13 protein-coding genes and 1 tRNA gene are annotated in these 18,230 nt (G+C 67.7%); 7 read left to right on the top strand and 7 right to left on the bottom strand.

The genetic code is table 11. The features are described 5' to 3' along the window. Window positions 1-179: 179 nt before the first annotated feature. From CMC5_RS11015 to CMC5_RS11005, 3 genes are all read left to right on the top strand, one after another. Window positions 180-614: a DUF6918 family protein gene (locus tag CMC5_RS11015; RefSeq protein ID WP_050430361.1), complete on the top strand. Its 435-nt coding sequence runs from the start codon at window positions 180-182 to the stop codon at window positions 612-614. A 43-nt stretch (window positions 615-657) separates the two neighbouring features. Further along, entirely contained in the window at window positions 658-2,397 is a 1,740-nt protein-coding gene (locus tag CMC5_RS11010; RefSeq protein WP_156338444.1) for an NYN domain-containing protein, read from the top strand. A 141-nt stretch (window positions 2,398-2,538) separates the two neighbouring features. After that, the gene (locus CMC5_RS11005; protein ID WP_245678398.1) at window positions 2,539-3,852 is read left to right on the top strand and encodes an MFS transporter; all 1,314 of its coding nucleotides are present in this window, start codon (window positions 2,539-2,541) and stop codon (window positions 3,850-3,852) included. Here CMC5_RS11005 and CMC5_RS44235 read toward each other — a convergent pair. The 6 genes from CMC5_RS44235 to nadB all read right to left on the bottom strand — a co-directional run bounded on the left by CMC5_RS44235 (window position 3,806) and on the right by nadB (window position 11,794). Beyond that, complete coding sequence (locus tag CMC5_RS44235; protein ID WP_156338443.1) at window positions 3,806-5,116, bottom strand: P-loop NTPase family protein; 1,311 nt, start codon at window positions 5,114-5,116, stop codon at window positions 3,806-3,808. The two genes, CMC5_RS11005 and CMC5_RS44235, sit on opposite strands and share 47 nt — an antisense overlap. A 7-nt stretch (window positions 5,117-5,123) precedes the next feature. Then, window positions 5,124-7,211 carry an elongation factor G gene (gene fusA, locus CMC5_RS10995; RefSeq protein WP_156338442.1) on the bottom strand — a complete coding sequence of 696 codons (2,088 nt, stop codon included), beginning with the start codon at window positions 7,209-7,211 and terminating at the stop codon, window positions 5,124-5,126. Window positions 7,212-7,606: 395 nt separating this feature from the next. Continuing rightward, window positions 7,607-8,086, bottom strand: coding sequence for an MBT domain-containing protein (locus CMC5_RS10990; RefSeq protein ID WP_050430358.1), 480 nt, complete (start codon window positions 8,084-8,086; stop codon window positions 7,607-7,609). Continuing rightward, the gene (locus CMC5_RS10985) at window positions 8,068-9,183 is read right to left on the bottom strand and encodes a patatin-like phospholipase family protein (RefSeq protein ID WP_082362381.1); all 1,116 of its coding nucleotides are present in this window, start codon (window positions 9,181-9,183) and stop codon (window positions 8,068-8,070) included. Before CMC5_RS10985 ends, CMC5_RS10990 begins: the two co-directional genes overlap by 19 nt. After that, on the bottom strand, window positions 9,180-10,127 hold the full coding sequence (locus CMC5_RS10980; protein ID WP_050430357.1) for a CPBP family intramembrane glutamic endopeptidase: 948 nt from the start codon (window positions 10,125-10,127) through the stop codon (window positions 9,180-9,182). Before CMC5_RS10980 ends, CMC5_RS10985 begins: the two co-directional genes overlap by 4 nt. After that, complete coding sequence (gene nadB, locus CMC5_RS10975) at window positions 10,124-11,794, bottom strand: L-aspartate oxidase (protein ID WP_050430356.1); 1,671 nt, start codon at window positions 11,792-11,794, stop codon at window positions 10,124-10,126. Before nadB ends, CMC5_RS10980 begins: the two co-directional genes overlap by 4 nt. A 108-nt stretch (window positions 11,795-11,902) precedes the next feature. On the opposite strand from nadB, the gene CMC5_RS10970 reads away from it, so the two are divergent. The 4 genes from CMC5_RS10970 to CMC5_RS10955 all read left to right on the top strand — a co-directional run bounded on the left by CMC5_RS10970 (window position 11,903) and on the right by CMC5_RS10955 (window position 17,812). After that, on the top strand, window positions 11,903-12,730 hold the full coding sequence (locus CMC5_RS10970) for an electron transfer flavoprotein subunit beta/FixA family protein (RefSeq protein WP_050430355.1): 828 nt from the start codon (window positions 11,903-11,905) through the stop codon (window positions 12,728-12,730). Between the two features lie 57 nt (window positions 12,731-12,787). Further along, window positions 12,788-13,765, top strand: a complete 978-nt coding sequence (locus tag CMC5_RS10965; protein ID WP_050430354.1) for an electron transfer flavoprotein subunit alpha/FixB family protein — start codon at window positions 12,788-12,790, stop codon at window positions 13,763-13,765. 203 nt (window positions 13,766-13,968) lie between these two features. Then, entirely contained in the window at window positions 13,969-16,728 is a 2,760-nt protein-coding gene (locus CMC5_RS10960) for a hybrid sensor histidine kinase/response regulator (RefSeq protein ID WP_050435842.1), read from the top strand. Between the two features lie 148 nt (window positions 16,729-16,876). Continuing rightward, window positions 16,877-17,812, top strand: coding sequence for an NmrA/HSCARG family protein (locus tag CMC5_RS10955; protein ID WP_050430353.1), 936 nt, complete (start codon window positions 16,877-16,879; stop codon window positions 17,810-17,812). Between the two features lie 163 nt (window positions 17,813-17,975). Here the strand turns inward: CMC5_RS10955 and CMC5_RS10950 are convergent. Then, a tRNA-Pro gene (locus CMC5_RS10950) sits at window positions 17,976-18,049 on the bottom strand. Between the last annotated feature and the right edge of the window lie 181 nt (window positions 18,050-18,230).

Raw genomic sequence — 18,230 nt, 5'->3', positions numbered from 1 at the left:
ATGCGAGGAAGGGAGGTCCAACCGTCATGGACACGCGCTCGCGCACCCACCGCGCGGACCGGTGTGGGCTGGCTTCGAGCGGTGCAAGGGTGCAGACACGTTTCCGGTTGCGGTGTGGTAAAGACCGCCGTCCACGTGCAAGCGCCGCGCGCGCTGCCACCCTCCGAAGGAGCAGAGGCATGAGTCTCAGCGAGAAGCTGACGGATCCGAGCAAGAAGGCCCAAGTGATCGATGATTGCTGCCGCTTGATCGACCAGGAGGTCGGCGACAAGGGTGGGCTCTCCGGCTTCGCGGTCAAGGCGGCTTACAGTGCGGTGAAGGGGGTGAAGCCCGGCTTCGTCGCGCACGTGGTGGAGAGGCTCTTGCCGGAGTTCGTCGGGAAGCTCGATCCGATCTGGCTCGAGGGTGTCGAGAAGGGGAAGCCCGCGGATCATCTGACGGCCAACCGCTCGCGGGTCGCGGACGCGCTGCTGAGCGTGACCGACGCGAAGGCGAGGAACTCGAGCAACGGCGTCGTCCGTGGCGCGTACGACAAGCTCCGGGGCTCGGCGAAGAAGCACGTCGAGGACGCGGTGCCTCGGCTGAGCCAGCTGCTCCAGAAACACGCAGGCTGAGCGCAACAGCGTGGACGAGAACGCGCCCGCAAAGAGCACCGCGATGTACGGCAAGCGAACGCGCGCCGCCCTGTTCGTCGACTTCGACAACATCTACCTCGGCCTGACGCGGATCGATCCGTACGCGGCCGAGGTGTTCGCGACAGAGCCTGCGCGCTGGATCACCTGGCTCGAACGCGGTCTGGTGGGTGCCAGGGCCGAGGGCGTGGAGGGCGCTCCGTCGACGGCGGTGCTGGTCCGCAAGTGCTACCTGAACCCGAAGACCTTCCACAAATACCGGCCGTACTTCACGCGCGCGGCGTTCGAGGTGGTCGACTGTCCGCCGCTGACGGCGCAAGGAAAGACCAGCTCGGACATCCGGATGGTCATGGACATTCTCGATGCGCTGAGCCATCCGACGCGCTTCGAGGAGTTCGTGATCATGTCCGGCGACGCCGACTTCACGCCGGTGCTGCTGCGGCTGCGGGCGCACGATCGGCGCACGGTGGTGGTGGCCGTGGGCCACGCGGCGGCGGCCTACACGGCGGCGTGCGATCAGGTCATGCCCGACGATCGGTTCATCGCGGACGCGCTCGGGATCACGAGCGCCGACGAGGCGCTGAGCTACACCGGCGCGGGGAGCGCTGCGGCCGGGACGCGCGGGTCGGGCAGCGACGCGCCGCCCCCCATGCCGACGCGTATCGCAGCGGGAGACGGGCCGAGCACGCCACGCTCCACCTCGGGCGAGGGAGATCAGGGGCCGCTGCTCGCCCAGATCGCCGAGGCGGTGTACCAGGCGACGCGGGCGGCAGGGCAACTGCCGGCGCGGTCGTTGCCGAGGATCTACCTGCGCTTTCCGGAGTTCAGCGCGAGCAAGGACTGGCTCGGTTTCCGCGGGCTGCGGGCGCTGACGGAGGAGACGCTGCGGCGGGAGCCGCGGCTGCGGCTGATCGACACCGACGCCGAGAGCTGGTTCCTGGTGGCGCTGCCCGTGACCGAGGAGGCGCCGCTCGAGGCCCGCTCTCACGCGCTGCGAGCGAGCATCGTGCGGGTGGTGCGCTCGTACGTGACGAACTCACCCGGGCCGGTGACGCTGGCGTCGGCGTCGCACGAGGTGCTCCGTCGCCTGGGGAGCGAGGTGGTCGACGAGCACTGGGGCGAGGCGGGCTCGCTGCGCGATCTGCTGCTCGACGTGGCCGACCCGGCGCTGGTGGTGCTGGAGCGCGACGGCGTGGAGATGCTGGCCGATCCAGGGCGGCACCGGCTGCTGTCGCCGGACACCGAGGAGACGACGCCGACGGCCGTGGCGGACCTGCCCGCTTCGGTGCAGCGGATCCGGCAGATCACCGGCGCGCCGAGCTTGCCCTCGATCGAGTTCGCGGCGGTGTTCCAGGTGCTCTCGGAGGTGCTCTCGGAGCGGTCGTTCCACCTGGGGGTGGCGTCGAAGCTGGCGCGTGATCGGCTCGCCGAGCGGTCGTGCAGCGCGTCGCGTGTGGCGGTGACGCTGGTGGTGCGTGGGATCATCCACGGTGGGCTTCCGCTGTACGACGCGCCGCGGGCGTGGCCTCCGCGGGTGCTTGGGCATGCGTTCCTGCGCAACGTGCTCGCCCTGTGCGAGGTCGCTCAGCTGTCGTTGACCTCCGAGGAGCGCAACGAGCTGGAGCGGTGGTTGCTGGGGGCGCTGCCGCCGGACGAGCACACGCCCGCGTCGGGGATCCCGCTCTCGGCCGCGTTCCTGCCGCCGAGCACGGCGGTGCCGAAGAGCGTCCGTACCTCGCCGCAAGGTGGTACGCCCGCGGAGTGAGCCGAGACGTCGGGCGCGGGGGGGGGCCCTGGCGCCGTCCGGTGAGGCCGCGCTCCACGGCCTCGGGGCGTCGGGCGCCGTGGTGGTGTCGGTTCGCCATCGACGACGGGTTCGACGGCGGTTCCGCCTAGAATGCAGGGCGTGAACACGGGTCGGGTGTCGAAACCAGGAGCGCGCGAGCCCGCCGCTGCTGGCACGCTGGCGGCGCTCGCCACGCTCTACCTCGCGCAGGGGCTGCCGTTCGGGTTTCAGGCACACGGTCTGCGTGGGTACCTGACCGAATCAGGGATGGACCTGAAGAAGGTGGGGCTGGCGGGGGCGCTGGCCATGCCGTGGACGCTCAAGCTCCTGTGGGCGCCGCTGGTCGATCGGTACGGGTCGCGGCGCGTGGGTCGGCGGAAGTCGTGGATCATCCCGCTCCAGGTGCTGCTCGCGCTCGCGTGCGCGACGGTGGCGATGACGCCGCCGTCCCAAGGGCTGACGCCGCTGCTGGTGTTGATCCTGCTGATGAACCTGCTGGCGGCGACGCAGGACATCGCGGTGGATGGGCTGGCAATCGATCTGCTGAAGCCGCATCAGCTCGGGCGCGGCAACGCGGCGCAGGTGGTGGGCTTCAAGGTGGGGATGCTGATCGCTGGCGGGTGGCTGCTGTGGGCGAGCCCGTGGATCGGCTGGAGCGGGATGTTCTTCGTCATGTCGGCGCTGGTGCTCGCTGCACTGGGTGCGACGCTGATGCTGCGCGAACCAGAGAGCGCGGGCGACGGCGACGAGCGCGCGGCGGAGGGCTCGCCCGGGTCGCTGCGGGGTGTGCTGCGCAGCTTGCTGGAGGCGCTGAAGGTGCCCGGTGCCGGGTGGCTGCTGCTCTTCGTGGGGACGTACAAGCTGGGCGAGTCGATGGTCGACGCGATGTTCATCCCGTACCTCATCGGGTCGGGCTACACGATGTCGGACATCGGGAAGTGGATCGGGACGTACGGGATGGTGGCGTCGATCGCGGGGTCGCTCGCTGGAGGGGAGCTGGCGAGGCGGATGCCGCTGCTCGGGGCGGTGGGCCTCGCGGCGGTGCTCAGGGCCGCTGCGCTCTCCGGTCCGTGGTACCTGGCGTCGCTGGGTGGGAAGCCACCGGCGGCGGGTGTGCTGACCGTGTCGATCCTGGAGCACTTCTTCGGAGGTGCGCTGACCACGGCGATGTTCGCGTTCATGATGTCGCGCGTGCGCCGCTCCGTCGGCGCGACGCACTACACGCTGCTGGCCGGGGTGGAGACCTTGGGCAAGACGCCCGGCATGCTGTCCGGCTACGTGGTGGCAGCGCTCGGCTACAGAGGGCTGTTCGCCCTCGGGGTCGCGCTGTCCGTTGCGTTCCTGGGGTTGTTGCTGCCGCTCCGGGAGCGGCCGTCGCGGGACGCGATCAGCTCGCAGGCGCGCCGAAGCTACGCAGGAAGAGGTCCCGGATAGCTTCGCGACCTTCGTCGGAGAGGTCCTGGGTGCCGATGCCGGCGAAGCTCTCGTGCGAGATCGTGGGCGCGAGGTCCATCTCCCACGCCTTCCCGCTCCAGCGGAACCAGCCGCGTCGCTGCTGGTCGTAGACGTAGAGCGGCTTCTTCCAGAGTCGGGCCAGCTCTGCACCCCAGCCCGTCCCACCACGCACGGTGCCATCCTCCTGGATGATGCCGACGACGAACACCTGGGACGCCGCGTTGAGCTGGTGCCAGATCGTCTGCAGGACGTTGCGCACGAGCGGGATCTCGCTGAGCACGCGCCCGAGGCGACGGGAGACGTACATCAGGCTGAAGTCGCCCTTGCGCAGCTCGTCTTCGCTGAGGGTGACGACGCCGCGCTCGCGTTCGAGGAGCTTGTGACCCTCGAAGCTGTAGTTGGTCTCGTGCAACTCCCAGCGCTCGGCGCAGGCGCCAAACTCGGCCTCGGCGCCCTTGGCGCCACCCGAGATGAGGCGGAACTTGCGGGGATCACGGGGGCGCTCCGAGGGAGGCCGCACGTCCTCGTCGATGACGCGCATCGAGTGAGGGTCGAGCCGCAGGTGCAGATCCTTGAGGTTCGTGTTCGCGTGATCCTTGAGGAGGCGGAGGCGGACCACGTCACGCTCGGGCTGGAGACACACGACGACCGCCACGTCGTTCACGATGGCGGCGATCGGGGCAGGGAGGGACGCGCCGACGTCGGCGCCCGCCGGGGTCTGCACCGAGAACCACAGCTCTGCGCTGCGCTCTCGTGCAAGGTCGGCGAGCGCCTTCACGGCCTCCGGTGTGGAGGTGGAAGCGTCGAAGCCGTCGATGACGATGACGTCGGGCTCGAAGTGCGCGATGTCGCGCGCGAAGAGCACCATCTCCTGGATCTTCTGGACGATCCCGCCCTCGCTCGGTGCGCCTCGGCGCACCTGACCGAGCAGCGAGAGGATCAGCCGATCCCGCTCGATGTCGAGGAGGATGGCCTCCGGGCCTTCGAGCCTGGAGGTCTGGGAGATGTCGTGGAAGATCTCGTCGTAGTACGAGCGCACGTGGTCGACCGCGTGCTCTCTGGAGATGTGAAGGACCTTGCGATCGCGCAGGAGATCATCCAGCGCGATCTGCACGAGGAGTGCGGTTTTCCCGACTCCCGGAGGAGAGGCGACGATGCCGACATTGCCGGGTCCGAGCCCGCCGTGCATCGATCCCTCGAACACACGCATCGGGCTCCGCTCGTTCACCTCTCTCCGGAACATGGGGACCTCACTTTGCTTTTTTGGCCAGCTCCTCGCGGTACTTCTTGATGAGCTCCTCGCCAATCTGGACAGGGACCGGAGCGTAGCGTGCGAACTCCATGGAGAACTCGGCTTTGCCCTGGGTGGCGGAGCGGAGGATGGTCGAGAAGCCGAACATCTCGGCCAGGGGGACGTCGGCCTCGACGCGGCAGAAGCCGTCAGCCTCCGTGGACCCGATGATGATACCACGGCGCTGCATCAGGATGCCGACGATGCCGCCCTGGAACTCGCTGGGCCCTTCCGCGGCCACCTTCATGAGGGGCTCGAGGATGTGGGGGGCAGCCTTGGCATAGGATTCGCGCCAGGCGCCGCGTGCGGCCTCCTGGAAGGCGATGTCCGACGAGTCGACCGCGTGGGCCGCGCCGTCATTGACGGTGACCGCCACGCCCGTGACCGGAGCGCCGATGAGGGCACCCTTGGTGAGCATCGACTGGAAGCCCTTGTCGACCGACGAGATGAACTCGCGGGGGATGGCGCCGCCGACGATCTCGTCGTTGAACTGGTAGCGGCCGTCGGCGTAGGGCTCGAAGAAGCCCGCGACCTTGCCGTACTGACCCGAACCGCCGGTCTGCTTCTTGTGGGTGTAGCTGTAGTCGACGCGGCGGGTGACCGTCTCGCGGTAGGCGACGCGCGGCGGGCTCACGATCACCTCGGCCGAGTACTCGCGCTTCATGCGCTCGATGTACACGTCGAGGTGAAGCTCACCCATGCCCGAGATCACGGTGTCACCCGTCTCGGGATCGGCGCCGACGCGGAAGGTCGGGTCTTCCTTGGAGAAGCGGCGCAGGGCCTTGGACATGTTGGCCTGGGCCTTGTTGTCCTTGGGCGCCACCGTCAGGTGGATGACGGCATCGGGGACGTACATCGACGACATCGCGTAGTTGAGCGTGCCGTCGGTGAAGGTGTCACCCGAGTTGCAGTCGATACCGAAGAGGGCAACGATGTCGCCAGCGCTGGCGCTGTCGATGTCTTCCATGTCGTCCGAGTGCATGCGGACGAGGCGGCCGACCTTGTGCTTCTTGCCCGTGCGGGTGTTGATGATCTCTTTCCCGCGGGTGACCGTGCCCTGGTAGACGCGGATGTAGGTGAGCTGGCCGAAGCGACCGTCTTCCAGCTTGAACGCCAGCATGACGAGCGGCTGCTCGGGATCGCTCGTGAGCGAGACCTTCTCCTCGTTCTTGCTCAGATCGACGGCGTTGTTCGGCACGTCGCTCGGAGCGGGGAGGTAGGCGTTCACGGCGTTGAGGAGGATCTGGACCGCCTTGTTCTTGTAGGCGGAGCCCATCATCACGGGGACGATCTGGAGCTTGATGGTCGCGTCACGGACCGCCTTCACCAGGAGCTCCTCGGTGACGTTCTCCTCGAGGATCGCTTCCGTCAGCGCGTCCGAGAACATGCTGAGGCCGTCGAGCATCGTCTCACGGGCCTTCTTCGCCTCCTCGGCCATGTCGTCGGGGATCGGTCCCTCGATGATCGTCTCACCGTTCGGTCCCTCGAAGCGGAAGGACTTCATCTTGATGAGGTCGACGATGCCCACGAACTTGTCCTCCAAGCCGATGGGGAGCTGGAGCAGGACGGGGTTCAGGTTGAGCTTCTCGCGGAGCTGGTCGCGGACGCGCAGCGGGTTGGCGCCAGCGCGGTCACACTTGTTCACGAAGGCGATGCGGGGCACGCCGTACCGGCGCATCTGCCGGTCGACCGTGAGCGACTGGCTCTGCACACCAGCGACGGCACACAGCACCAGGATGGCGCCGTCGAGCACGCGCATGGCTCGCTCGACCTCGATGGTGAAGTCGACGTGGCCTGGCGTGTCGATGATGTTGATCTGGTGGTTGGCCCAGGTGCAGTGCGTCGCCGCAGACTGGATGGTGATCCCGCGCTCGCGCTCGAGATCCATCGAGTCCATCTTGGCGCCGACGCCGTCCTTGCCCTTGACCTCGTGGATGGCGTGAATGCGCTTCGTGTAGAAGAGGATGCGCTCGGTCAGCGTGGTCTTGCCCGAGTCAATGTGGGCGCTGATCCCGATGTTCCTCAGCTTGGAGAGTTCGGCGATCACTGGAGCTCCATGGTGCTACTGCTGCTGCTGAAGAGGCGCAACGAGGGCGCCCCGGCCTCTTTCGGGCGAGGCCCGCAACGGCGGTACCCTGAAGCCCGGAGCGGATCACGTAAACCGTGACGGGATCCGCGTCACCAGTGAGACCAGCCACGTCGAGCAAGTCTCACCTTCGTCGGGTGAGAGGGCCACCGTGAACGACGCGGCGCTTCCCCCCTCAGCGCACGAGCCGAACACGCAATGCGGTCCTCACACCGGAAACTCGGCGCGGCTTTTAATTCGCGCAGCCTCGCCACGCCAGAGAAAAATCGGCAGCACTCCCAAACCCGCACATTTGAGCCTTGTATTTGCGCTTCGGCTTCTGTTCAGGTCGGCGCTCTGGCGCTCGCCGGAGCGACCTACTTGGGCTGGATCCGGGAGAGACCGACCGTCTCATCCCACTCGGGGCCGTAGCCTTCGTAGTGTATGCGGTAGCGCTCCTGTCCGACGATTGCCGTGATCACGGCCGTGTAGATGTGACCGTGAAAATCGACCCGTACGCGATCGCCGACCTTGTACATGTTGGTCTGCGCGGCCTGGAGAGCCTTCGCGCGCACCTTGGGCGGCGGCTCGGGGTGGACCACCTTGCCTTCGGCGAGGCCGCGGATGCGATCACGGGGGATGACGTCGTCCCACACGGGATCGTAGCCCTCGAAGTGGACCTTGTACTTCGTGGGGCTCACGGCCTCGAGAATCGAGGCGGGGTAGACGTTGCCCTCCCACTCGACGAGGACCTCGTCCCCCACCGCGTACTGACGCTTGCAAGCGCCGAGTGAGAGGATGAGGCCGAGCATGAGGGCCGCGCCCTTCGTGATCACCGTCAACGTGCCTCCTGCCATGCGAAGCGCTCCACGACGGCGCGGTTCCGCTCCATCCAGTGCGTGATCCGTTCGCGTGTGGTGCGGTAGGCATACTCCAGAATCGTTCGTCGCGCCTTGAGGCCGGCAGGGTTCTGGAGGAACAGGAGCGCGTCGGTGGGCTCGGGCTCCAGCACGAGGACCTGGAGCGGGCTCGACGCGGTGACGCGCGCGACGTCCTGGTGCAGGCGCGCGTGGGCACCGACGCGGAGGGCCTGGTTGTAGATCCAGAGCAGGCCCTTGTCGCGCACGCTGTCCCGCGCGCCATGTCCGGTCGGGATGGCTCGCCGCGCCGTGGAGACGGGGACGAGGGGGTTCACGACGATGGCGAGATCTGCGCCATCGGCCTCGGCGAGATCGAGGTGGGCGACGTGGCCCAGTCCGCCGTCGAGGAAGTGGCGGTCGTCGACGCGCACGGGCGAGAAGAACAGGGGGAGAGCGAGCGAGGCCGCACAGGCGAGCGACACAGGGATGTCTTCGTAGCCGGAGGAGCCGAAGACGACGCGCTCTCCCGAGTCGAGGTCGTGGGCCGGGATGAGCAGCCGCCTGGGCATGGCGCGGAACCCGTTGGGGATGCCTCGGCGCAGGAAGAACTCGGCGAGGAAGCGCTCGTAGCGGTCGAGCTTGAAGAGGCCGGCAGGGAGCGAGTCGTGGAGCCTGTCGAGCTGCTCGAGAAGGAGGTAATGACCCGGTGCGTTGGTCGGTGTGTCACCCCGCGAGGTGAGCCTGGCGAAGGCGTGGCGCAGAGCGACCCAGCTCGTGCCAAGGGCGCGTCGCCACTCGTCGAGGTCGAGGTGCATGAGGTGACCTCGCTCGAGCGGGAAGAAATTGTCGGCCGGATCGAGGAGCGCGCGGTAGATGCGATCGACAGGGACACCGCCGGCGATCGCGGCAGCGACGGCCGCGCCACTGCCGCTGCCGAGGTAGAGGGTGAAGCTCTGGTTGTCGAAGCCTGCGACGCCGTCCTCGAGGGCAGCGAGGGCGCCGATCTGGTAGAGGGCTCCCGACAGGCCGCCGCCGGGAAGGCACAAACTGACACGGGCCCGGGGAGTGCCCCCTGAGGGTTCGGTGGTCTTCATGCGTGGTCTCTGTGGCGGGCTTGAGTGGCCGTCTTGGACCTGGCGGCGAGCGCGAACACGGCTGCCAGGAGAAGGGCCGCGAGGACGGTGCTCCCGGCGACGGCTGCCGGCGGGAGGGATGCAGGGTCGATCAGGAGCTGTCGGAGGTCGAAGGGGCGAGGAGCGTCGGTGGGCACGGCCTCGGCAGCACCGACGTCGGCCGACGCGCCGAGCAGGGCGACGAACGGAACGGCGTTGTAGGTGGCGTGCATCAGCATGGCAGGGAGGATGGAGCCGCTCGCGTACCGCACCATCCCCAGGGCCAGGCCGAAGAGGCCGATCGGGAGGAACTTCTGAGGCTGGAAGTGGGCGATGGCGAAGAGCGCTGCCGTCGCCACGATGACCACGGGCGCGCCGTAGCGGCGCAGGAGGGGGCGGGTGAGCGCGCCGCGGAACAGCACCTCCTCCAGGGCGGGACCGAGCACGACGAGCACGAGCCCGAGGGTGGCTTGCTCGATGGCCGTCCCGCTGGCGAGCGTGTTCAGAAGCTCGAGTTCGCCCTCCCGAGGTGTCGGCCAGCGCCGCGCAATGAGGTCGTAGAGCGCGCCGATCGGCGCCTCCAGCGCGAGGCCGAGCAAGACGGCGAGGGGAAAGAACGCGAGGTGGGTCGGCCGGATGCCGAGAAAATCCCGGATCGAGGCGTGCGGTGCGTGGAGTCGGAGGATGCCGAAGAGGCCGAGCAGGTAGGCCACGGCCTGGCATCCGAAGGTGCTCACCAGGTCCGACTGGGCCGAGGGCCGGATGGCGACGAGCACCGCGAGGAACCAGACGAACAGGAAGGTGATCGAGAGGGCCCAGACGGCCGCCAGAGGCAGCGACATGGGTCGTTCTTCGGGGTCGCCCAGATCACCTCCGCGGAGGCCGCGTGGCTTGTCTTCCCGGAAGGCGGGAGGCGGATCGCTCATCGGGGGTCGACCCAGGAGGGCGCGGCTGGCGCGGCGGCGGGGCCTCCGTTGCCACGGAGATGCGGAGGGACGCCTCTCTTCAAGACGGTGTCCGCTGCGAACCTGGGGTCCACCTCGGGATGGTCGATGGTGGTGTGCAGCCCTCGGCTCTCGTGACGTGCAGCGGCACAGGCGACGATCAGCTCCGCGACGGTGGCGATGTTCCTGAGTTCGAGGAGTTCGCGGGTCACCAGGTGCTTCCAGTAATACTCCCGGATCTCGTCCTGCAAGAGGGCAATGCGGCGAGCCGCTCGCCTCAGCCTGGCGCTGGAACGGACGATGCCCACGTAATTCCACATGGTGCGGCGAAGCTCGTCCCAGTTGTGGGTGACCACGACCTCTTCGTCGCTGGCCACGGCGTCGCCGGCATGCCACTCGGGCACGCTGGGGAAGGGGCTCTGTCGCAGCTCGTGGAGCTGGCCTCCCAGCTTGGTCGCGGCGCGGTGACCGAAGACCAGGCCTTCGAGCAAGGAATTGGAAGCCAGCCTGTTGGCCCCGTGCAGGCCGGTGCAAGCGCACTCCCCGATGGCCCAGAGGCCCGGGATGGTCGTGCGCCCGTGCAGGTCGGTGCTGATGCCGCCGCAGAGGTAGTGCGCGGCAGGTACGACCGGGATGGGCTCGGAGGTGATGTCGACGCCGAACCGCTTGCACTGGGCGTGGATGGTCGGGAAGTGTTCGCGGATGAAGCTCGCGGGTTTGTGGGTGATGTCGAGCAGCACGTAGTCGCTGCCGGTGCGCTTCATCTCGAAGTCGATGGCCCTCGCCACGATGTCGCGCGGTGCGAGCTCACGGCGGGGGTCGTGGTTGCTCATGAACGGCGTGCCGTCCAGGAGCCGCAGCACGGCCCCCTCCCCTCGCAGCGCTTCGGTGATGAGGAAGCTCTTCGCCTGCGGATGGAACAGGCAGGTCGGGTGAAACTGGTAGAACTCCATGTTGGAGATCTCGGCGCCCGCGCGGTACGCCATGGCGACACCGTCCCCTGTCGCGACGTCGGGGTTCGAGGTGTACAGGTACACTTTGCCCGCGCCGCCGGAGGCGAGGACGGTGGCCCGCGCCAGGTAGGTCTGGACGGTGTAGCCATGGGCTCGGTCTCCACCCTTCTCGTCGAGCACGTAGGCTCCAGCGCACAGATCGGGGCCGCCGAAGCGGGAGAGCATGATCAGATCGATGGCCGTCTGGTGTTCCAGGATCCGGATGTTCGGGTGGTTGGCCGCCCGCTCGAGCAAGGCACGCTCGATCTCCTGACCGGTCGCATCCGCGGCATGAACGATGCGTCGCGCGCTGTGGCCGCCTTCACGACCGAGCCGTAGCCGGCCATCCTCCGCGTCGAAGCTGGCCCCCCGCTCGATGAGCTCGCGCACCCGCGCTGCCCCTTCGTTGGCACAGATCTCCGCCACCACGCGGTGACAGAGGCCGCCGCCCGCCGCCAGCGTGTCCTGTACATGAGCCTCGGCCGTGTCCTCGGGATCGAAGACGGCGGCGATGCCTCCCTGAGCGTACCTCGTGTTGGTCTCTTCGCGGCTCCGCTTGGTGATGATCGTCACCTCGCCGAACGCGGCAGCATCCAGTGCGAAGGTGAGCCCTGCGATTCCGCTGCCCACCACGAGAAAATCGGTCGTGACAGCCACGGCGCGGCAGCGTAGCAGGCTCCTTGACGCACAACGACAACGCTGTCATTGAGCGTTTCCTAGCTAACGCCCCGCGTCATCACCACAAACTCAGGAGACAGGGTAGCCGTGAAGATCCTCGTTGCACTGAAGCGCGTCGCTGATCCGGACAACGCGAACAAGGTCAAAATCCCGCCGTCGGGTGAACGGATCGAGACGACCGGGCTCGAATGGAAGCCCAACCCGTTCGATGAGTACGCGCTGGAGGCAGCCCTGCGCCTCACCGAGGACGGCAAGGCGCCCAAGGCCCGCACGGGCGAAGTCGTGGTGGTGACGTTCGGTCCGAAGGAGACGGAGCAGACCCTCCGCGCCGCGCTCGCGACGGGCGCCGACCGCGCCATCCGTGTCGACGTGACCGACGACAAGCTCGATGGGGCGCTCGTCGCTCGCGCACTCAAGGCTCTCGTCGAGCGCGAGAAGCCGGACGTCGTGCTCATGGGCAAGCAGGCCGTCGACGGTGACTCCAACCAGGTGGGTCAGGCGCTCGCCGAGCTGCTCGACTGGCCGATGGCGACGTTCGCCGCGACCATCCAGGAGGAGCAGGGCGCGCTGCTCGTCGGCCGCGAGGTCGATGGCGGCGTGGCGTCGCTGCGCGTGCGTCTGCCCGCCGTGGTCACGGTGGATCTGCGCATCGTCGCACCGACCAGCGTGTACTCGCTGAAGACGGCCCGCACCTTCAAGTACAACGACGGCGTCCGCTTCGCGGCGCTGCCCGCCATCATGGCGTCGAGGAAGAAGCCGCTCGCGGAGGTGAAGCTCGCCGACCTCGCGGCCGATCAGGGGCTCAAGGTGCAGTACCACTCGTTCGAGCCGCCGCCGGCTCGCAAGGCTGGCATCAAGGTCAAGGATGTCGGTGAGCTGGTCACACGCCTGAAGGACGAGGCGAAGGTCCTGTGAGGCACGAGGCAAGCACTTCTTCGATTTTCTGTTCGCGTGTTGCGGTGAGGTGGAACCATGGCTGATGTTCTCGTGGTCGCCGAGGCGGCCGAAGGCAAGCTGAAGAAGACGACGCACTCGGCGGTGACGTTCGCGCGCCAGGCGGCGACGGCGCTCGGAGGCACGTACTCGATCCTGGTCATCGGCAGCGGGCTGGATGCCGCGGCTGCCGAGGCTGCGTCGCTCGGTGCGGCCAAGGTGCTCGTCGCGCAGGATGCGTCGCTCGAGACCTACCTCGCAGAGCGTTACGCGCCGACCGTCGCCGAGGTGGCGAAGTCGCGCGGCTTCGCCGTCGTGGTCGGTGCAGCCAGCGGTTACGGGAAGGACCTCCTGCCGCGCGTCGCGGCGCGCCTCGACGCAGGCTACGCCAGCGACATCACCGGCGTGATCACCGAGGGCGGCTCCCTCCGCTACCGGCGTCCCATGTTCGCAGGCAACGCCTTCGGGCTCGTCAGCGTCTCCACCCCCATCCAGGTGGTGAGCGTCCGGCAGAGTGCCTTCGCCGCCGCAGATGCGTCGGGCGCTCAGACGGCCGTCGAGGCGGTGGCGGTGACGCAGCCGGGTGCAGCGGCAGGACGGGTGGAGTTCGTCTCGTTCGATCAGGTCAAGAGCAGCCGCCCGGAGCTCGCCGAGGCCAAGGTCGTCGTGTCGGGTGGCCGCGCTCTGAAGGAGAAGTTCAACCAGGTGATCGATCCGCTTGCGGACGTGCTCGGAGCCGCCGTCGGCGCGAGCCGTGCCGCCTGCGACGCGGGCTATGCGCCCGGTGATCTGCAGGTGGGTCAGACCGGCAAGATCGTCGCCCCTCAGCTCTACATCGCGATCGGGATCTCCGGCGCGATCCAGCATCTCGCTGGCATGAAGGGCTCGAAGGTGATCGTCGCCATCAACAAGGATGCCGACGCGCCGATCTTCCAGGTCGCCGACTACGGTCTCGTGGCCGACCTCTTCGCAGCTGTGCCCGAGCTGACGAAGCAGATCCAGTCCGCACGCGGTTGATCCCGGGGTGACTCCCTGGGGAGTCACCCGAGCTGCGGATCTGCCTTTCCCCGATACGTTCTGCCAGCCTCTCCGTAGGGACGCCCCGGTACGGTTACAGCATTTTTCTGTCCTCGCGCGCCTTCGCTGTCTCGGGCGACCACGTGATGGAGGGGCTGCTCGGCCCTCTTGTAAGCGCTATGGGCTCATGGGATTCCTCTGGCATGCCTGACCGTGCGGATACGTCGCTGATCTCCGCGCTCAGCAGGGCCCGCTCGGTGATCCTCGACGCGGCCGTCAGCGCGGAGCAGCGACGTCTCATCGGGCCCGCTGTCGCCGAGATCGACCGCGTCATTGCCAGTGTTCGCCCCGCCGCGAGCGCCACGTTCCAGCTCACGCCGGTGGAGGAGACGGCGCCCCCCGACGAGCTCGAAGTCGAGGCCCTCCGCCGTGAGGTGGAGCGCTTGCGGGTCCTCGCTCGCCAGGATCGTGGACTCCTCGACGTGATCCTGAACCACAGCCCGCACGGGATGCTGGTCTCGGATGCAGACGGCAAGATCATCCTCCAGAACCGCGCATCCGAGCGGGTCTGGGCGGGCAGCGCGACGGCGGATACCGTCGAGCAGTGGGGCCAGTACCGGGCATTCCACCCCGACGGGCGGCCCTATGCGTCGAGTGACTGGGCGATGAACCGCTGTCTGAGCAGCAGGGCCGTGATCACCGCCGAGGAGGTCCACTTCCAGCGCTTCGATGGCACCCACGGCATGCTCCTCGGGAGCTGCGCGCCCATCGTGTCGGGTGACGGCGAGCTGGTCGGTGCGCTGTCCATCTTCGCCGACATCACCGAGTTCAAGCAGCTCGAAGCCAAGTTGCGCGTCAGCGAAGCCTGGCTGGCGACCACCTTGAAGAGCATCGGAGACGCCGTCATCGCCACCAACAGCGCAGGGCGCATCGAGTTCATGAACCCGATGGCCGAAGCGCTGACGGGCTGGAGCATCAGCGAGGCGCGCGGGCTGCCGCTGGGTGATGTTTACCGAACCCTCGACGAGCGGACGCGCGAGGAGCTGGACAGCCCCGTCACGAAGGTGCTCCGGAGTGGCACCCTCGTCGGTCTGGCGGAGAGCACCCAGCTCGTGCGGAAGAACGGCACCGAGCTGGCCGTCGACGAGCGCGGGGCGCCCATCCGCAACGACGAAGGCGAGCTGATCGGGGTGGTGCTGGTATTCCGTGACGTCACGGAGAAGCGCCGCGAGGATCAGCGTCGTCAGTTCATCAGCGAAGCCAGCCGCAAGCTCGCCCTGTCAGGACTCGATTTCGAGGCGACGCTGGGCAACGTCGCGTGCCTGGCCGCGCCTCACGTCGCGGATGGCGCCATCGTGGACATCCTCGAGTCCGATGGGTCCGTGGTGCGCCTCTCTGCGATCCACCTGGAGTCCGCGCAGGGGGATGTCATCGATGCGCTCCGTCGACGGTATCCATCCGAGCCCGATGTGCCGTACGCGGTGCACGGGGTCCTCCGCACCGGTGAGTCGATCCTGTGGCCCGACATCCAGGACTCGGATTCCGGGACGTGGACCGAGCTGGGCCCCGGAGAACGCCGCGTCGAGCTGTCGGCAGCGGTCCGCCCGGACGACCGGGATCTGAATTACCTGGCGCTGTTGCGAGAGCTCGGGGTCCGCTCCGCGATGATCGTCCCGCTGCGCGCTCGCGGCAGGACCCGCGGCGCGATCACCCTCGTCTCGGCGCAGCCGGGCCGCCGGTACAACCTCGATGATCTCACGCTGGCGGAGGAGCTCTCCAGCTTCGCGGCGCTCGCGCTGGACAATGCCCAGCTCTATCGCGAGGCACAGCAGGTGAACCGCGCCAAGGACGAGTTCCTCGCCACGCTGTCCCACGAACTCCGCACGCCGCTCACCGCCATCCTGGGCTGGACGCGCATGCTCCGGCAGGGATCTCTCAAGCCGGAGACCCAGGCCCGGGCGCTCGAAGCGATCGAGAGGAATGGCGCGCTGCAGGCGCAGCTCGTGGAGGACTTGCTCGATGCATCACGCATCATCACGGGCAAGCTGCGGCTCGAGGTGACCGCACTCGATCTGCCTCCAGTCGTCCACGCGGCCATCGACGCGGTCCGCCACGGTGCCGACGCGAAGGGGATCGAGATCAGCGTGTCGCTCGACCCATCCGCAGGGCCGATCTCGGGCGACCCGACCCGCTTGCAGCAGGTGGTCTGGAACCTCCTGTCCAACGCGATCAAGTTCACGCCCAAGGGGGGTCGGGTCTCGGTGCAGCTGGTCCGGATCGGGGGAGCGGCCCGCCTCGAAGTCCGCGACAACGGGCAGGGCATTGCCCAGGAGTTCCTGCCCTACGTCTTCGACCGCTTCCGCCAGGCAGACAGCACGAGCACCCGCCCCCACAGCGGCCTCGGTCTGGGCCTCGCCATCGCTCGCCACCTGGTCGAGCTGCACGGCGGTGTCGTCCGCGCCGAGAGTGCCGGCGAGGGGAGGGGGGCGATCTTCACCGTCGAGATGCCGATTGCGGTGGGCGCGAGCGCGCTGCGCAAGCTGGACAATGCAGCGGCGCTGCTCGACAGCGAGCCCACACTGCAAGGGCTGCACATCCTCGTCGTGGATGACGAGCCCGACGCCCGCGAGCTCGTCGGCGCAGTGCTGGAACGCAAGGGCGCCACGGTGACCACCGCAGCCACCGTGACGGACGCGCTGGCGACCATCGAGCGCATCAAACCAGACGTGATCCTCAGCGATCTGGGGATGCCGGGCGAAGACGGATACAGCCTCATCCGGCGGCTCCGCGCTCGCAGCCCGGAGCGAGGGGGACGCATTCCCGCTGCAGCTCTCACGGCATATGCGAGCGCCCAGGATCGAACTCGTGCGCTGCTCGCCGGCTTTCAATCTCATGTGCCGAAGCCCATTGAAGCGTCCGAGCTGGCAGCAGTGATCGCGAATCTCGCAGGACGCACGGGATGACGCCATGTGCCCGAATCGACGCTTCGGGCACGATTGAACGGACGGAAGCGACAGCGCTGTATGAGCCCGGGGCGTAGCGGAACATGCGCTCGACGTGCGCCCGAGAGCGCTTGCTAATGCGCACACCTCCACTGATACGCTCCTGTCTATGAACACAGCAGGACGCGAGATACTCGTTATCGGCGCGACAGGAAGACAAGGGGGCGCTGTCGCGCGCGAGCTGCTCGGACGCGGTTACCGTGTACGAGCGCTCTGCAGGAGCCCGGACAAACCCGCAGCACGCTCACTCGCCATGAGCGGTGTGCGCGTCATTGCGGGAGACCTCGATGATCGGACGTCGCTCGAGGCCGCAGTCGACGGCGTCCATGGGGTCTTCGGGGTACAGAACTACTGGGATGGCGCCCCCGGGTCCAAGCTCGGGGAAGCTGGCGAAGTGAGGCAAGGGAAGAACCTCATGAAGGCCGCGAAGGATGCGGCGGTCGCCCACTTCATTCAATCCTCCGGCGGCGGCGTCACCATTGCGCCCGAGTTATCCGTCAATCGTGGCAAGCTCGCCGTCGAAGAATATGGTCGCGCGATCGGACTCCCGCTGACCATCGTCCGCGGGGTCTTCTTCATGGATAACTTCGAGGACCCGGAGCTGGGCTTCTGCAGCGGCATCTCTCGAGGACAGCTGCTCATGCCCTGGGACCCGGATACGAAGCTGCAGATGATCGCGCTGGAGGATCTGGCTCGCTTCGTCGTCATGGCCTTCGACCGACCCCAGGAGTTCATCGGCATGAGGTTCGACCTCGCCGGGGACGAGCTGACGATGCTCGACATCGCGAACACCCTCTCCCGGGTACTCGGCTTCCCCGTGGAGTTCGCCGGAAGCTCCGCCAGCCTTGCCCGCATCCGCGCGCAGGACGAGGACATGGCGGAGCTGTTCACCGCCGTCTTCAAGCACGGCTTCCAGGCTGCGATTCCCCAGCTTCGCGCCTTGCATCCAGGGATGCTCACGTTCGAGGACTTCCTGCGCAAGTCAGGCTGGGCCGAGCGCGATCCCGGAGGGAGGTACCAACCCGACCAGCTCGGACCGAGCTGAACCAACAGGCACCGTCTCGGGTCCGAGCTACCCCGAGGCTCATCGTTGAACCTCAGGGTGCTCTTTGTCCCGTTGGTCAGGCCACTCTTCTCGGTGCCAGCGTGCTCGCTTGCCCCGGAGTGACAGCCGTGATGGCCGGCACGGCTGAATCGTCAAAACTTAGTCGGGGCGAGAGGATTTGAACCTCCGACTCCTCGGTCCCGAACCGAGTGCGCTACCAGGCTGCGCTACGCCCCGCGCTGCTACGAAGCAACGCCCGCATTTCGTGGGCGCGCAACATCGCCAAACTAGGCCCTTCTGTCAAGCGTCCGAGAGGAAGAATTCTCTTCTTCTGTTCGCATTCCCTCGACATGTCCTGGAATCATCCCCGCCCATCAGCCGGGAAGGGCCCCCAGAGCGGCATCAACGAAGGGCAAAC

This window comes from Chondromyces crocatus (assembly GCF_001189295.1).
GTDB lineage: Bacteria > Myxococcota_A > Polyangia > Polyangiales > Polyangiaceae > Chondromyces > Chondromyces crocatus.
Note: the sequence above shows the minus strand (reverse complement) of the source record. Positions and strands in the feature narration are given on the sequence as shown.

What these genes read in the sequence shown, in the direction of transcription:
- CMC5_RS10980 (WP_050430357.1), bottom strand. Translation starts at nt 10,127, where the DNA reads ATGAGCGATCCGCCTCCCGCCTTCCGGGAAGACAAGCCACGCGGCCTC.
- CMC5_RS10960 (WP_050435842.1), top strand. Translation starts at nt 13,969, where the DNA reads ATGCCTGACCGTGCGGATACGTCGCTGATCTCCGCGCTCAGCAGGGCC.
- CMC5_RS11015 (WP_050430361.1), top strand. Translation starts at nt 180, where the DNA reads ATGAGTCTCAGCGAGAAGCTGACGGATCCGAGCAAGAAGGCCCAAGTG.
- CMC5_RS11010 (WP_156338444.1), top strand. Translation starts at nt 658, where the DNA reads ATGTACGGCAAGCGAACGCGCGCCGCCCTGTTCGTCGACTTCGACAAC.
- CMC5_RS10955 (WP_050430353.1), top strand. Translation starts at nt 16,877, where the DNA reads ATGAACACAGCAGGACGCGAGATACTCGTTATCGGCGCGACAGGAAGA.
- CMC5_RS10985 (WP_082362381.1), bottom strand. Translation starts at nt 9,183, where the DNA reads ATGAAGACCACCGAACCCTCAGGGGGCACTCCCCGGGCCCGTGTCAGT.
- CMC5_RS10990 (WP_050430358.1), bottom strand. Translation starts at nt 8,086, where the DNA reads ATGGCAGGAGGCACGTTGACGGTGATCACGAAGGGCGCGGCCCTCATG.
- CMC5_RS44235 (WP_156338443.1), bottom strand. Translation starts at nt 5,116, where the DNA reads ATGTTCCGGAGAGAGGTGAACGAGCGGAGCCCGATGCGTGTGTTCGAG.
- CMC5_RS10965 (WP_050430354.1), top strand. Translation starts at nt 12,788, where the DNA reads ATGGCTGATGTTCTCGTGGTCGCCGAGGCGGCCGAAGGCAAGCTGAAG.